Origin of the sequence: Serratia sp. 1D1416 (assembly GCF_003641105.1) — a bacterium.
Taxonomy (GTDB): domain Bacteria; phylum Pseudomonadota; class Gammaproteobacteria; order Enterobacterales; family Enterobacteriaceae; genus Serratia; species Serratia ficaria.
The window spans coordinates 4,188,505-4,203,227 of the sequence record NZ_CP032738.1 but is presented as its reverse complement, the minus strand read 5'-3'; the positions used below and the strand labels follow the sequence as shown (position 1 = coordinate 4,203,227).

General features: G+C 54.8%; 12 protein-coding genes. 3 read left to right on the top strand and 9 right to left on the bottom strand.

Annotation, left to right across the window (positions count from 1 at the left end):
* Positions 1–83: 83 nt before the first annotated feature.
* Positions 84–3,035, bottom strand: coding sequence for a Tn3 family transposase (locus D7I37_RS20330; RefSeq protein ID WP_129544244.1), 2,952 nt, complete (start codon positions 3,033–3,035; stop codon positions 84–86).
* A 434-nt stretch (positions 3,036–3,469) separates the two neighbouring features.
* Complete coding sequence (locus D7I37_RS20325) at positions 3,470–3,688, bottom strand: hypothetical protein (RefSeq protein ID WP_129544243.1); 219 nt, start codon at positions 3,686–3,688, stop codon at positions 3,470–3,472.
* A 381-nt stretch (positions 3,689–4,069) separates the two neighbouring features.
* On the opposite strand from D7I37_RS20325, the gene D7I37_RS20320 reads away from it, so the two are divergent.
* Both D7I37_RS20320 and D7I37_RS20315 read left to right on the top strand, forming a co-directional pair.
* Positions 4,070–5,356: an HlyD family secretion protein gene (locus D7I37_RS20320; protein WP_129544242.1), complete on the top strand. Its 1,287-nt coding sequence runs from the start codon at positions 4,070–4,072 to the stop codon at positions 5,354–5,356.
* Positions 5,343–7,451: a peptidase domain-containing ABC transporter gene (locus tag D7I37_RS20315; protein ID WP_129544802.1), complete on the top strand. Its 2,109-nt coding sequence runs from the start codon at positions 5,343–5,345 to the stop codon at positions 7,449–7,451. The genes D7I37_RS20320 and D7I37_RS20315 overlap by 14 nt, the downstream gene beginning before the upstream one ends.
* Positions 7,452–7,724: 273 nt before the next feature.
* Here D7I37_RS20315 and D7I37_RS20310 read toward each other — a convergent pair whose 3' ends face one another.
* The 7 genes from D7I37_RS20310 to D7I37_RS20280 form a co-directional block, all read right to left on the bottom strand.
* Positions 7,725–7,937 (bottom strand): hypothetical protein, encoded by a 213-nt coding sequence (locus D7I37_RS20310; RefSeq protein WP_129544241.1) that lies wholly within the window; start codon positions 7,935–7,937, stop codon positions 7,725–7,727.
* Positions 7,938–8,210: 273 nt separating this feature from the next.
* The gene (locus D7I37_RS20305) at positions 8,211–8,915 is read right to left on the bottom strand and encodes an IS6 family transposase (protein ID WP_129544240.1); all 705 of its coding nucleotides are present in this window, start codon (positions 8,913–8,915) and stop codon (positions 8,211–8,213) included.
* A gap of 150 nt (positions 8,916–9,065) precedes the next feature.
* The gene (locus D7I37_RS20300) at positions 9,066–9,644 is read right to left on the bottom strand and encodes a helix-turn-helix transcriptional regulator (RefSeq protein WP_129544239.1); all 579 of its coding nucleotides are present in this window, start codon (positions 9,642–9,644) and stop codon (positions 9,066–9,068) included.
* Positions 9,641–10,432 (bottom strand): Wzy polymerase domain-containing protein, encoded by a 792-nt coding sequence (locus D7I37_RS20295; protein ID WP_129544238.1) that lies wholly within the window; start codon positions 10,430–10,432, stop codon positions 9,641–9,643. Before D7I37_RS20295 ends, D7I37_RS20300 begins: the two co-directional genes overlap by 4 nt.
* Positions 10,433–10,435: 3 nt before the next feature.
* Positions 10,436–11,386, bottom strand: coding sequence for a LysR family transcriptional regulator (locus D7I37_RS20290; RefSeq protein ID WP_129544237.1), 951 nt, complete (start codon positions 11,384–11,386; stop codon positions 10,436–10,438).
* A gap of 88 nt (positions 11,387–11,474) precedes the next feature.
* Positions 11,475–12,812, bottom strand: a complete 1,338-nt coding sequence (locus D7I37_RS20285) for an FKBP-type peptidyl-prolyl cis-trans isomerase N-terminal domain-containing protein (RefSeq protein WP_129544236.1) — start codon at positions 12,810–12,812, stop codon at positions 11,475–11,477.
* Positions 12,809–13,219 (bottom strand): hypothetical protein, encoded by a 411-nt coding sequence (locus tag D7I37_RS20280; RefSeq protein WP_129544235.1) that lies wholly within the window; start codon positions 13,217–13,219, stop codon positions 12,809–12,811. Before D7I37_RS20280 ends, D7I37_RS20285 begins: the two co-directional genes overlap by 4 nt.
* A 924-nt stretch (positions 13,220–14,143) precedes the next feature.
* Here D7I37_RS20280 and D7I37_RS20270 point away from each other — a divergent pair.
* Entirely contained in the window at positions 14,144–14,698 is a 555-nt protein-coding gene (locus tag D7I37_RS20270; protein WP_129544234.1) for a fimbrial protein, read from the top strand.
* Positions 14,699–14,723 lie beyond the last annotated feature (25 nt).

Genomic DNA, 14,723 nt, shown 5'->3' with positions numbered 1-14,723 from the left:
ATAATGCATGTCCGAAACAAATTTCACTTACTTTCGGACAGTGTTGAGATCCAGTGTACGAAACCGAACGGTTCCGGACATTATCAGGCTGCCAGCGCCAGTCGTTGATCCATGTTCAGCTCGATACGGCCATACGGATTAACATGGTGATATATCAATGGAGTCAAACCACGCCAGTCTTCTTCGGTCATTCGCTGCTGCCAGACCGGTTCCGACAGCACATTCTGGATCAACAACGTATTGATGTAGACCAGACTGATTTGCAACAGATGCAATGACAGCATCGATATTTCCTGATCCGCTGTCCGGTTGCTGGTAAATTCACCGTGCTCGCCATAAAAAATAAAATCATTGGCGCTGTTCCAGTTTTCCACGACGTTGAGACCCGCATTAATTTCACAACGCAGCGACTCATCCTGCAAATACCGGCAGAGGAAGATGGTCTTAATCGCTTTGCCCAACTCCGCTAATGCCTTATAGGTTGGGTGCTGGATGTTATTGCGGGTGAATCGCCTCAATATTGCCTCGGGTTCGGCCGTTCCTGTTTTCAGTGCCGCTGTATATTTGATTATCTCGTCATACTGTTGTGCAATCAGCTCCCAGTCGATCCCACGGGTTAAAACCGGGGTCAGGTGCGGGTACAACGGTGCATCTTCTTTTTCACACACATACAGTTTCTGTCGGGCGATCGCTTTCAGACGGGGCAGTAAATCGAACCCCAGCACATCACTGAACGCAAAGGCCACCTCACTTTGCCCATGGCTGTCCACATACTGGTGGTTGATTTCCATGTCGGTACAGTGACGCAGCACGCCCTCCATCATGGCGGCCACCTCCGATGAGGAACAGCGACGCAATTGCGAATAAATACATGTTGAGTGTGTATCCACATGCCAGTAAATCATTACGCCACGCCCGCCATAGCGGGCATGCCATTCTGTCATCATATTCTGATCATAGGCACCAAACTTCCGGGAGTCTGCGGCACAGGATGTTGTCGCATTCCCCCAGATGGCAGACTGGCGAATACGGAAAATACCGTTCACGATATGTGAAATCGCTGAGCGCAAAGCATCTTTTTGAATAAATCGCCGTTTAACGTAACGCAATTCATCATAATTGACGCGAGGTTGCTGACTGGCGATGCGTTTCAGTCCTACATTGGTACCGAGGCCAAACAGACATAACAACAGGCGACGTTGCAATACCTCAGGTTCAAGAACTTCCCGACTGGCAGATGTACGAAATAACGACGAGAAATGTTCCCGTAAATCCACCTCCTTGAGGATGTCTATCAACTCCAGATCAGCCCAGCGCAGGCCAATCTCCTGTTTCAGCGCCGCTGTGTTGGGTGGCTCAATCTGTTTACCCAGCGGCGTCAGGTGGATACGATTTTTTCCCTGTTCCCTGATGCGAAGTTTGGGATTATCTGGCAGCCCATTATTTAGCGTACCGAGCCAGTGGCGCATCCTGTCTTTGATTTGAGTAATAAAGGTTGTCGCATCACTGGGAGCCTGTAGCAGGGAATAATAATAGGCCCGATTAGTGGCAAAGTCGGCCGGGAGATCCTCTGCCGGATCACGATAACGGTCTGCGCCTGTTACCCAAATTTCTTTGTTACGCAGACTTTTACGTAAAGCCCGTAAAACACAAATTTCATAATTGATACGATTGATCCGTTCTTCACCGGATTTGCCCTGGATGATGACAATATCCCGCCATTTTTTCTGAATAATACCGTCAACAGGCACATCACCCACCGCATAGAAATGCTGATTGCTGGCTCTGTTTGCCTTAATAATCTGAATGGCATCAATAACAGGTCGATGCAGGGCATTGCCAGACTGAAACTCAAGCCGATCCAGCACCGGCATCAACATCCGGCGATAGTGGCTACCGTAAGAAGAACGCATGGATTCCTGTACTTCCTGCTCGGTATCTACTCCCAGTGTTTTGAATTCATCGACCAAATTTTGCAGCATTTTCTGTGAGACAACAGGATAGACAACCTCCTTTATGACGCCGTCCGGCTGGTCAACGGTAGCCTCGGCCATACGGAACAGCAGACGCGCCTTACCCCGGACTTTTTTAAACGCCGCAAACTGCTTTTTATCGACCTTTTTTTCTGCCCGTGTGCCGAGGTTATGGATCAGCACCATCAACATTTCAATCAACGCATCGGTCAGCTGTTGCCAGCGACGCCAGCAAAACATGGCCACCATACTGTAACGGATCGCCGAAGGGTGGCGACGAAGCTCCCTGATTGACTCACTGGAACACCGTTGTTGAAACTGCACGATGAATTTAGGGGATATTCCCTGAAAAATATTCGACTGTAGCGCAACGCAATCAAGACATTTTAGCTGAGAGATGACGGAGAGGACGTTTTCCAGACTGGGTCTTCCCGGGTCAGCTTTGAGGCCGCTCAATGTGACTCCGACCACTCTGGCAGTGCCAGGTTCTTCGGCCGACAGTAAATGGTTGATGGCCACCTTACTGTCGAGTGAAAGTCGGGTAAATATGATGTTTTGCTGTTCTGTTTCGAACTGGTGTACGGCTGAACGAATAATCCGCTCCAGGTGATCGGCTGCTGGACGCTCAATCTGCTGCGCCTGACACCAGTCAGTAACAAGTTCACTGCCGTGTACAGCCTGCGGATTTAACGGGAGGATAAATTCGGTTAACCAGGCGGTGAGCTGCGCTATATCGGTTTTGTTGGGGAGTCTGACGCCCAAATAGCGACGAATATTTTGTCGGTGCCGCTGGGCCTGCCGCCCCTGAAGAGGGTAGTTTTCAAGGGATACAGAAGTGCATCCGATCTGTTCAGCAATAGCATGCACAATACCTGGAGGGAATTCGTTTATTGATTCCGGGTAATGGCCCTGTACCTGTCGGAATTTCAGTTGAATGGCAAATCCTAAACGACCCGTATCGGTCATACCAGGGAGCAGGGAAAGCTCGTCAGCAAGCAAACTCCACACGTCCCTGTCATCAAACGTCTGATCCTGTGACAACATTCCAACTCCCTGAATCATCAATGGCCATCGCTATGGCAACCATTTCACAGGTGAGTAATTTTTACGCAGATCCAGTTCAAAAAAGTCAGATGTCGCATTTTGCAGCTTCGCTCCCACTGGGCCTAGTTGACAATTCGCCCGTCGTGACAAACCCAAAGAAGAACCAATGCCAGGCAAAATCATATCCTTTTGCAAAAATTTTCCGGCACACGGCGTCGTAACGCAAAGCTGAGCGGGAAATCAGACAAAAGGGGGGCAGTTTGGAGATCAGAAATTGTTGTACGGTAAACTTGTTTTTTGAACAGGCTAAGTTATCGCAATAGGGTGTACCAAAATGAAACACTTAACACGGCTATTGGGGAAAAGTTGGTTTGTCTGAAAAAACCGATACTTCAGGCTAAGGCCATTAACTGGAACAGCTGCAGGTGCATCTGTTCCAGATTATTTGTTTATTAAACAACTTGCTTAACAAGATCCACTAAATCAGAAACCGGTTCAGTTACTGGCTTGAGGACAGGGGACCAATTTCCTACTTCATCAATAGTACGACCCCATCCATCAAGGACGCCATCAACTGCATCCCCCACAATCGGAACAGAGTCGAGTAATCCTCCACCAGAGACCTCATTAATTTCTTCTGTATTCAGTTCACGAATATCATTCATCATCATATTCCCCCTAGTTAACTCATGGATAATAGCTGTGTTGAACGATATATATAATCAATCGTATCGCTGAACACATCTTCGTTTACAGATAGGAACAAACCGAATCAGTATGATTATAGCCAATGGGGAATAGTTTTCATGTTGAGGGTATACAAGCAGAAATAGCATTCTGATTTTTTTAGGAAAATATACTATTTATTTTCACTCTACGTCTTTCTTGTTAAATGTTTTAACTCCGTTTAATCTCACGCCAGCACGACTGTCCTGGATAGCTGTTGACTGGGGGTATCCAGGTACTTCCTGATGTTCTGTCCCGGTTGGCAGCCCTCGACTTCGGTAACTACAGTTGATATGACTTATTTATCAGCAACAACCGGAGTGTCCATGCTCTTTCGCCGTGAAGTCAGTGACCATCAGCAGGCCCACCACGACGGTCAGGTTCTGCTAATGACCGGATGGCCCCTGTGGGTCACCCTGTCTGCCACCGCAGCGTTGATGACAGGGATGGTGCTGTTCCTGCTGTACGGCTCCTTCACCCGCCGCGTCACCGTCAGCGGCGAAATCATCACCTGGCCACACACTGTGAACCTGTTCGCTCCGGCGCAGGGCGTGGTATCCCGCCTTCTGGTCAGCACGGGACAGGTGGTGGAGTCCGGTACGCCGCTGTACCGGCTGGATACCAGCCAGGTCTCCCCGGACGGCAACCTTTCCGCCACCACGCTGGCCCTGCTTCAGGGGCAGCTCCGCCAGGCCGATGAGGTGATAGCCCAGCTGGAGAAAAACAAAAAAGCGACGCTGGATGGCCTGCAGCAACAGCTGGAGCAGACGCAGCAGGCGCTCAGCACCTCCGATACGATGGTGGAATCGGCTCTGGAAGGGATGCGCGTGATGCGTAAAAACATGGATAACTATGACCACTACCGCCTGCGGGGTTTGATTACCAGCGACCAGCAGAATAACCAGCGCTACCTCTACTACCAGCAGCAGAGTGTCTGGCACAGTCTGAACGCCCAGCGTCTGCAGCAGAATCAGCAGCTCCTGTCGCTGCGCAGTGACAAGGTGACCAAGGCGGCGGATTTTGACGGCCAGATTGCGCAGTACCGTATTCGCCGGGAGGACACGGCACGCCAGCTGGCAGAAGCAACCGCCGGGGGGGCTCGCCTGATTACCGCCCCCTCGGCCGGGCTGATATCGTCTCTCAGTGTGACAGAGGGCCAGATGGTCAGCAGCGGCGACAGCCTGGTGCAGATGGTGCCGGTGAAAAATCCGGTCAGGCGCCTGGTGCTCTGGCTGCCGGGAGACAGTATTCCCTTCGTGCATCCGGGGGACCCGGTCAATATCCGCTATGCAGCCTATCCTTCCGATAAATACGGGCAGTTTCCCGGCACCATTGACACGGTGTCCTCTGCGCCGGTTCCGCCAGGAGAACTTGCCGGCCAGGGCAGTGCGCCGCGTCAGCCTGACGGGAAGGTGGCAGACGGCTGGTTCAAGGCCGTGGTGAACATTAACGCTGACGGGATGGTCCGCCAGGGCCGGCGGCTTCCTCTGACTGCGGGGATGCAGGCACAGGCCACGTTGTTTCTGGAAAAACGTCCGCTCTGGCAGTGGATGTTCACCCCGTACTATTCACTGAAAAACAGCCTTGCAGGACCCGTACATGACCCGAAATGACCTGAGCGCGCTGGCGGCCCGCCTGCACTTGCCACTGCGTCACCGGGTGCCGGTGATTTTGCAGACCGAAGCCGCAGAGTGCGGGCTGGCCTGTCTGGCGATGGTGGCCGGCAGTCACCGTCTGCCGGCAGACCTTCCGGCGCTGCGCCGCCTGTCCGGTTTTTCATCGCGGGGCGCCACGTTGCGGGCAATAATGCATGTCGCGGCTGCCACCGGGCTGAAATCCCGCGCCCTGCGTCTGGATATGGAAAATCTGAAGGACCTGAAGACACCCTGTATCCTGCACTGGGACCTGAACCATTTTGTGGTGCTGGTCAGGGTGCGCCGTAATACCGTCATCATTCATGACCCCGCCGCCGGAAAACGGGTTATGGGGATGAACGAGGTGTCTTTGCATTTCACCGGCGTGGCGCTGGAGCTGTGGCCGTCCGGTGAGGCGGCAACCGTTTCATCCCCAGAGCCGGCAGTGTCCCTGTGGTCGCTGACCGGACGCATCAGCGGGCTGGGCGTCACCCTGACGAAACTGTTCTGTTTCTCCGTATTGATTGAATCGGCAGGGCTGTTGCTGCCGGTGGGGATGCAGCTGACCATGGACCACGTTATCCCGGCTGCCGATATCAGCCTGCTGACGCTGATATGCCTCGGTCTGCTTCTCTCTGTCTTGTTCAGTACCACCGTCAGTTTGCTGCGTGCGCAGACCTCACTGATGCTGAATACCCTGACAGATGTCCAGTGGAAAGCCCGGCTGTTTGACCGGATGCTGTCACTGCCGCTGGATTACTTTGAAAAGCGGCGTCTGGGGGATATTCAGTCCCGGTTCATCTCGCTGGACACGTTGAGAACTACCCTGACCACAAATGTGGTCAGCAGTATCATCGATGGCCTGATGGCGGTGGGATTACTCATTATGCTGACGCTGTATGGCGGCTGGCTGGTCCTGGCGGTGCTGGGGATTACGCTGGTGTGGTGTATTTTTCGTCTGGCTACCTATACCCCTTACCGCCGGGTATCGGAAGAGCAACTGGTCAAATCAGCCCGCAGTAGCTCGCATTTTATGGAGACGTTGTACGGCATCGCCACCCTGAAAGCACTGGGACTGTCGGCATCACGTTCACAGCACTGGATGAACCTGAACATTGATACAGCAAACGCCACGGTACGCAGGACGCGCTATGAAATGCTGTTCAGCGGTGGCAGCACGCTGATTGGCAGCCTCGGACAGATACTCATCCTGTGGCTGGGGGCTGACCGGGTGATTGACGGACAAATGACGCCGGGGATGTTTGTGGCCTTCATGACCTACCGCACCCAGTTTGCCGGACGGGCGGCAAACCTGCTGAATATGTTACTGCAGCTGCGTATGCTTTCCCTGCATAAAGCCCGCGTGGCCGATGTCGCGCTGGCAGAGCCGGAAACCACCGCCACTGGCCCGGTCAGGCCGCTGGTCCCTGCCGGCGAACCGGCCGCCCTCAGCACGCAGGGGCTGGCCTTTCAGTATGACCCGCTGTCCCCGCCGCTGTTCAGCCATCTGGCGCTGGATATTGCCGCCGGCGAGAGCGTGGCCATCACCGGGCCGTCCGGTCAGGGGAAGACCACTCTGATGAAGATTCTGGCGGGGCTGCTGAAGCCGTCTGCCGGCGAGGTCCAGGTAAACGGCATCAGCATTGCGGCCTCCCCGGAAAACTGGCGGGCCAGTATTGCCTGCGTACTGCAGGACGATACCCTGTTTGCCGGGTCGGTGGCAGAGAATATTTGCGCATCAGACAGCCAGCAGGATACAGCCTGGATGGAACAGTGTGCCCGATTGTGCTGTATTCATGACGATATCTTGCGGATGCCGATGGGGTACCAGACGCTGGTCAGCGAGCTGGGCGGCAGCCTGTCGGGTGGGCAGAAACAGCGCCTGCTGATTGCCCGGGCACTTTACCGCCGTCCGGCGGTGCTGTTTCTGGATGAGGCAACCAGCCATCTGGATGAGGAGAATGAGGCGCGGATAAATGCCGCCATCCGGGAGCTGAAGGTAACCCGGGTGATGATAGCGCACCGGCCATCGACGATTGCCAGTGCTGACCGGGTTATCCGGCTAGGGCCTTGAAGGGGTGTAAAGGTGGTCGGCGCTTAATCCATTCGTGTGCGGGGAAAGCATCCGGGTATCATTTTTCGGTGGGCTCTGAATGTGTAGAGTCGCTAAAAATACATGCTGTTACCGTCGCAAAGGCGTTGTGCCTTTTGCACATGTCGGCACTGTGACTTCTGTGGCGACACTTTGTTTTTCAGGTGGGTATCAGGGGTAAATCCAGACTCAGTAACCCTCCCCTCGGGTAGTTGCCCCGAGAGGGGGAGAACCAAGGGCGGTAACCCGGGGTGTTTAGTCATTACTATCGCCCGGAGGGAGTGATGGCCGCCGGAATATATCGCCTGACAAAATAGAGTCCAGTATCTTCTCAACAGACAAGTTTAAGATAGTGTTATCCGGGTCAATAAGAGTAGGGGGCAGCTCACCTAAAATCCGACCAATATCAATAACACCGCCGGCCACCAATTCGGTTTCTACGGCACTCAGTTCGCGAAAAGCATTCATTGTTTCCTCCTGCTTTTACTGGCACACAGATACGATGATTAATCAGGGTAACGCCAGGTGACCAGCACCGGGCGTTACCTCCCTTCACGACAGGTTCGTAATTCACTGCACAATGACTGAAAGGAAATTAAAGTATAGATAATTATTAGTAATGTGCTGCCAAATGGGATCCTACGCCGGGTAATAACTACGATTAGTTGAATGTAAAAAACTGAAAGAAAAGGGCACGGTTGCAAAGTTCGCGGTGAGTAGCCTGATGTGTTGTTGAAAGCCTTAAATTTCAAATGCTCTGCTCACCAGGCGCATCTCGCCCAGGGGATCACCGTAATAAAATCGTGAGGCCTGTCCTTTGCGCAGTGCACGCATCACCTCAATACCCTTGATTGTGGCGTAGGCCGTCTTCATCGATTTAAATCCCAGCATGGCGCCGATTATCCTTTTCAGCTTGCCGTGATTGCATTCAATGACGTTATTCCGGTACTTAATCTGTCGGTGTTCAACGTCAGACGGGCATTGACCTTCGCGTTTGAGTAGCGCAAGCGCACGGCTATAGGTGGGCGCTTTATCCGTGTTGATAAATCGCGGGATCTGCCACTTCTTCACGTTATTGAGGATTTTACCCAGGAACCGGTATGCGGCTTTGCTGTTACGACGCGCGGAGAGAGATAAATCGACGGTGCGGCCCCTGCTGTCGACGGCCCGGTAAAGATAAGCCCAGCGGCCATTCACCTTCACGTACGTTTCGTCAATGTGCCACGGACAAAGATCGGAAGGGTTACGCCAGTACCAGCGCAATCGTTTTTCCATTTCAGGTGCATAACGCTGAACCCAGCGATAAATGGTGGTGTGATCGACATTCACACCGCGTTCGGCCAGCATCTCCTGCAGCTCACGGTAGCTGATGCCGTATTTGCAGTACCAACGCACAGCCCATAGAATGATGTCACGCTGAAAATGCCGACCTTTGAATGGGTTCATGCGCTGCTCCGTCAGCAAAAGGTGGCCATAATTTTATCACCTCCACATTTTTGCAACAGTGCCCTGTCACGTCCGGTTCCGTGGGAGCTCAGGGGGGAAGTTCCCTTGGACCCGATAACCCCTATCAAAATCAGGTAGATACACAAATGTCTAAACAGGCTCACATCCCCCCACAACGCTTATCCAGCGATACAGCTGCTGATTGTTCCTCAGATTCAGCCGTCTCATCGCATTGCGCTTATGCGCACTCACCGTCTTTTCGCTTACTCCCAATATTCGCCCTATACATGCCCCAGACATTCCACGGGCTACATACCGTAATATCTCCCTCTCCCGTAGCGTCAGCTGTACCCCGATACCCGATACCTCATGGCACCGCTGCAATACCCCTCGGCAGTGCCTTTCCAGTTGCTCATGTGCCCGGGGCAGATCAACTCGCCGGTCCCAGTAGTGCAGCCACGGCTGCTCCCATAATGCATTTCCCTCCTTGTCATCCATGAGGCACAGGCATCGTATCCCTCCCACACCGTCAGCTGCCAGCTTGAACGGCAGATTAAACGGCGCCCCCGGCGTAAAAAAAACCAGCGCAGGTTGGCGCAACTGCGACGAGGCACTGATAAACCGGAGCTCGATGTTGTGCATCTCAAAATGCTGGCAGATCGTCACCTGCAGCCCCGCCGCATAAAACCGGTTATTGTCCAGTATCATGACCGTCAATGTCGTGCTCATTGCCCTTCCTCCTTGCTGGGCACCGCAAAGCGGCGGTCATCAGGGAACAGGTAGCCGGCCTCACGGCGGTGTTGCGTTGCCTGCGCCACTTTTCCTTGAGCACGCTCGATGGCAATGAGATTGGCGTACACATTGCGGTCGATACGCGCTGCCAGATAGCGCTGCGCCCACTGGCGATAACCTTCAAGCCGTTGAGGGCCCCGGGTACGGTTGAACGTCAGTAGACTGTGGACCTGACTGTCAAATGCCCCGCGCTCGGTGTTTATGATGGGGTCGTAACGCATAGCCTGAGCCGTCTCGTCCGGTACCTGCCGGCCCTGTCGCTCAAACCGGATCAGCGCCCGCCCGCTGTTCAGACCCGGCAAAAAACAACCGGCCACCACAACCAACATTATGGCCGGTAGTCCCCACCGGGCTGTGTTCGTCACAGGGCGCGAGAGTGCCATTGCGCCGGCCCTGGGCAGTGTCTGTCGGTCAAGCAGCGCCTGCAGCAGAATAAACAGCAACCAGTGCGGCGTTGACAAGTAAAACGGATATTCGGTCTGTGCATGGATGCCTAGCAGGACCAGCGCCAGGACCAGCGGAAATTCGCGATATCGCGGTGACCGAAAACCCCTGACCTGCCGCAGCAATATCCACGCAACCACTCCGATGGCAGTGACAGCACCGCCGTCAACCAGCCAGTACAGCTGTTCACTGCCGGCGCGCGGAGGCTGTTTGTCGAGGCCGATCTGGCCAGCCTTGTCGCAGAAATCGTTCAGCATGAGCTGCACGCTGTCCACGGTCATTCCTTACTCCCCGTCCGGTTCAGGGAGGGGGGCGGTGGACAACACTCTCCACTGCCCGGCAATGTATTTCCGGAAATCATGAAAGAGTTTTGAATAGTTATCGCGGCTGCGCCATACCAGCCAGAGCGGCATCTCCGGCAGCTGCCAGTCCGGCAGCACGGGCGTCAGGGCCCCGGCCTGCACGTGCTGCCGGGCCAGCCAGTCCGGCAGGGCCAGGCACACGCCGGCCCCCGACAGGGTCATCTTCAGCAGGGCGGGGAGGTTGTTGGAAGCCAGACTGGTGGTGTTCGCGATGGTCAGCTCAGCGGTATCGGCCCCTCTGGTGAAGGTCAGGGGATAGCGCAGAAACGGGTGAGCAACCTTCATGATCCGGTGGCGATTCAGATCATCCGGGATATCCGGTGCCTGGTGTTTACGGAGATACTCCGGGCTGGCATACAGCGCGAACCGGACATTCCCGATGGACTGGTGCACCAGCTCAGGCGAGTCGGACATCCCGCTTTTTAACACCAGGTCATCAAATTCCGGTGATGCCACGGTGAGCTCCGTCCGGTCACGGGACAACAGCTGAATTTCTGCGCCCGGATTGCGGCACATGTAGTCAAAGACCCAGTGACAGGCTGCGAGCTCACAGAGCACCGACGGGGCGGAAAAGCGCATTTTCCCCCTGATGCAGTCATCCCGGTTACTGATCTCAGAAGACAGCTCCTGCCAGGACTGCCGGATTTCTTTGGCCCGGAGATAGGTCACCTGCCCGGCGGCGGTGACGTCCACCTTATGGGCGTTTCTGCTGAGCAGTATGACGCCCAGCGTCTCTTCCAGCCGGGAAATGGACTTGCTGACCGCTGCTATGCTGCAGTGGAGTTTCCGGGCGGTAGTGGTAAAACTGCGCGCTTCCACGACCGTGATAAACACCACCCAGTCGCGCATAATCCGGTTACTGATATCTCTCATGGATCCCTCCTTTATCAATAAGTGATTGGTTGCTGCCCCTGTACGGCGGCCTGCCGGGATGACTTCCTGTCAGCGCCGCCTGCCGGTTTCAGGGGGACTGGCTGTTATCGATGCGCAGCTGATACACCATCGTGGCGCCTGGCGGTACCTTGGGCGGATAGCCGGTGTCGCCGTACGCCAGCTCAGGGGGCACCACCATCGTCATCGAGCCATGATCCTGCAGGTGGCTCATCGCTTCCCGGAAGAGTGGCGGAAAGGCCGATAACGGCTGCGACAGCACTTTACCGCTGAGACCCATGTCCTGGATCACCGTACCGTTCGTCAGTTGCTCTTTCACAATCACATCGACGATGGTATCCGCAGTCAGCGCGCCTTTTCCGGCGTAATCCACCCGGTACCAGAAGCCCATATCCGACTTCTTGACCCCTTTCTGTTTGCTGAACTTGGCCAGGTAGTCTTTGCCCTCCAGCTGCTGTACGCGCAGTTGTTCGGCCCGCGCAGCCCCGGCGGCGTTGTCTGCCTCGGTCTTCAGCTGCTCCAGCTGTGCCTGCGGCAGCAGCAGGTGGCCCGATACGCTGTCAAACACCCCGGCGAACAGCGCAGTCTTTTCAACCGGGACGCCCTGGCTTTTCCGCTCATCCAGCAGCGCCAGAATATCACCGCCCAGCGCACTGCCGGCGGCGTAGGAGAGGCGCAGCTGTGCATTCTGCTTCAGCTGTTCCGCGGTAACGGCCCAGGGGTGTTGCTCTTGCCGGGTCGGTAACTTTTTCTGCCCGGCCAGCTCCTGTTCTTTATCCCTGATGATCCCCCGCAGGCTATCCTGCGCCTTCCGGTCCGCCTGCCGTTGCGTATCGAGCGTCTGCTGTGCGGTCTCGGCTTGTTGTCTGAAGGCCGCTGACTGCCGGCGGGCAAGCTCTGCGTCCTGTTTCGCGCCGGCGAGGTCCTTTTTCATCGTTTTTAGCAGGAATGCGGTACGAGCCTCATCCGGCGTTGCACGCCAGGCTCGCCCCAGCTCTGCGGCCCACTGCCGCAGTAGCGTCGGTTCCGCCAGCGCCGGCGTAGTGGTCACGGGGGCGGCCTTTTTTTCTGCCCGCAGCCGTGTCACCTCCTGGTGCAGGGCATTCAGCTCCGCCTGCAGGCGCGCCAGCTGCTGCTCCCGCGCCTGGAGATCTCTGCGCAGGCTGAATGAGCCGCCGTCACGCTGCAGGAGGGGGCGGGGCGGCGCATCCGGTTTTTTCCGCGCCGCTACCGCGGGCCGGCTTTTTTTCTCCGTGTCGTCGGCCGGCTTTTCCGCCGCCGGAGGCGTGTGCCCCTGTTGATATTTTTCTGCGAACTGCAGCAGGGCGGGCATGCCGTCATCCGCCCGCGCCACGCCGGCAAACGTCAGGATCAAACAGCCGGTACCTATCCATCTTCCCGCTCTCATTTCACCTGCCCCGCCAGCCCGGTTAACACCGCATTGTCCACCCCGGCGCACAGGTAGCTCACTTTATACCGGTACAGGGCGTCCACCGTATCCTGGGTGTCACTGTTCACCCGGGTACGCAGCCCCGCATATTGCGAGGCACCGCTCATCAGGCTGTCGAAGGCCTGTTTGTAATGCTGGTACTGCTTGACATCAATATTGTGCAGCGCACTCAGCTGTTTGTGGCACAGCTGCAGCCGGTCTTCTTCACGCTGTCTGCGTGCGGCGTCGTCGGCTACCCGCTGCGTGGTTTTGCTCTGCCCGGTAACCGAAAGGGGATTCAGTTTCTGTTTCTGGCAGGCGGTAATACTCAGTGCCAGCAGGCACACAATAGCGGTACGGACCGTGAATACGGTGGCTTTCATCATCGTTTTTTCCTTGTTCCTGGCACAGTCCTGCATCTGGCCGGTCAGGTGGGCACGCTGTCCTGATGACGGGGCGCTGTGCGGCCCACCACGCGATATCGTCCCAGGGGATAACCGGATACCAGCGCAGGGATTTCTTGCTGGTGATTCTGCTGGCGATGACCCGTCCCCGGGTGGCTAGGCCAAGTAACAGCAGACGGGACTTGTAAATACTGATGCCATGGACATCAGCAATCTGTCGGGTGACAGGCCATTCGGCCGGTGGGGGTAACGGACTGCCTGCTGCCGGTGCGGCCAGTCTGAATAACGTTCTTAATATTTCCCGCTCCAGATTATCCGGGCTGGAATATATTGCCGAATAATGCATTTCCATCACCCCGCCCTCACGCTCTTTCCGTTCTGGAGATAATAAATCAACCAAAACAAATAAAAGTTTAGATTTCCATTTGGTTAATAAACCTCTGATTGCTATTTGTCTGGAACCTTTATCACACCCACCAATACATCAGGAAAGCCGGCTGCGGCCTGTTTTACTGATATTGAGTCATTATCGTGGCGTGGTTGTCTCGACATATTGTATCGGAAGAAAGTCGTTTTCACTGGTTAATTTTGTTGGTGCGCGATTAATTGAAGTGAAATGTTGAGTTGTTGCTTTTAACGATCCAATATTCTTTATATTGCCTGCAAATTTGTGGTGTTCAGAGTTATGTTGCGTTTTTCCTTGTCTTACTTGTTTTTTATTTACTAAATCCATTTGTTTTGTGAGTATTTGCGATGACAAATGTCTGGAATATTCTTTGTGGCAATATGGTTGGTGAGTGTTCTAAATGTTGAATCGCACCCCATATTCCGGTGATTTATTCCCTGACTTTGTTAATGAAAAGAAAAGTAATTTTCACAAAACAGAAAACAAGGAAATTAATAAATATGTCCGTAAAGTTAAATAAAGCGGCGCTTGCCGCACTGGTGGCGTTTGGTCTGGCGGCAAATATGGCCAATGCCGCCGATCAGGGACACGGCAAAGTCACCTTCACCGGTTCTGTCGTGGATGCGCCGTGCTCCATCCACCCGGATTCTATCGACCAGACCATTCCACTGGGCCAGATTTCCAATGCGGCACTGAAAAATGGCAGCACATCCATCGCGCGCCCTTTTTCCATCAAGCTGGAAAACTGCACCTTCGGTACGCCTGCCACCAAGAATAAGGTAACCGTCACCTTTACCGGTTCGGAGTCTGATGCCGTGGCAGGGCTGTTGGCTACCACCGGCCAGGCCAAGGGTGTGGCCGTGGCCATCACTGACAATTCAGGTGGCGTGGTTAAGCTGGGCAAAGCCACCAAAGAACAGCAACTGCAGGAGGGCAGCAACACCCTGAGCTTTGCGGCATATGTGCAGGGGGCGGCGGGCACAAAGGATAAACCGGCCGTTATCACCGAAGGTGACTTCCAGTCCGTGGCGGACTTCACGCTGGCCTATAACTGATCACTTCAACGTCTGATATCACTGC

Excerpts from the sequence above, each read along its gene's own strand:
- D7I37_RS20330 (WP_129544244.1), bottom strand. The coding sequence starts at position 3,035 with ATGATTCAGGGAGTTGGAATGTTGTCACAGGATCAGACGTTTGATGAC.
- D7I37_RS20325 (WP_129544243.1), bottom strand. The coding sequence starts at position 3,688 with ATGATGATGAATGATATTCGTGAACTGAATACAGAAGAAATTAATGAG.
- D7I37_RS20320 (WP_129544242.1), top strand. The coding sequence starts at position 4,070 with ATGCTCTTTCGCCGTGAAGTCAGTGACCATCAGCAGGCCCACCACGAC.
- D7I37_RS20315 (WP_129544802.1), top strand. The coding sequence starts at position 5,343 with ATGACCCGAAATGACCTGAGCGCGCTGGCGGCCCGCCTGCACTTGCCA.
- D7I37_RS20310 (WP_129544241.1), bottom strand. The coding sequence starts at position 7,937 with ATGAATGCTTTTCGCGAACTGAGTGCCGTAGAAACCGAATTGGTGGCC.
- D7I37_RS20305 (WP_129544240.1), bottom strand. The coding sequence starts at position 8,915 with ATGAACCCATTCAAAGGTCGGCATTTTCAGCGTGACATCATTCTATGG.
- D7I37_RS20300 (WP_129544239.1), bottom strand. The coding sequence starts at position 9,644 with ATGAGCACGACATTGACGGTCATGATACTGGACAATAACCGGTTTTAT.
- D7I37_RS20295 (WP_129544238.1), bottom strand. The coding sequence starts at position 10,432 with ATGACCGTGGACAGCGTGCAGCTCATGCTGAACGATTTCTGCGACAAG.
- D7I37_RS20290 (WP_129544237.1), bottom strand. The coding sequence starts at position 11,386 with ATGAGAGATATCAGTAACCGGATTATGCGCGACTGGGTGGTGTTTATC.
- D7I37_RS20285 (WP_129544236.1), bottom strand. The coding sequence starts at position 12,812 with ATGAGAGCGGGAAGATGGATAGGTACCGGCTGTTTGATCCTGACGTTT.
- D7I37_RS20280 (WP_129544235.1), bottom strand. The coding sequence starts at position 13,219 with ATGATGAAAGCCACCGTATTCACGGTCCGTACCGCTATTGTGTGCCTG.
- D7I37_RS20270 (WP_129544234.1), top strand. The coding sequence starts at position 14,144 with ATGTCCGTAAAGTTAAATAAAGCGGCGCTTGCCGCACTGGTGGCGTTT.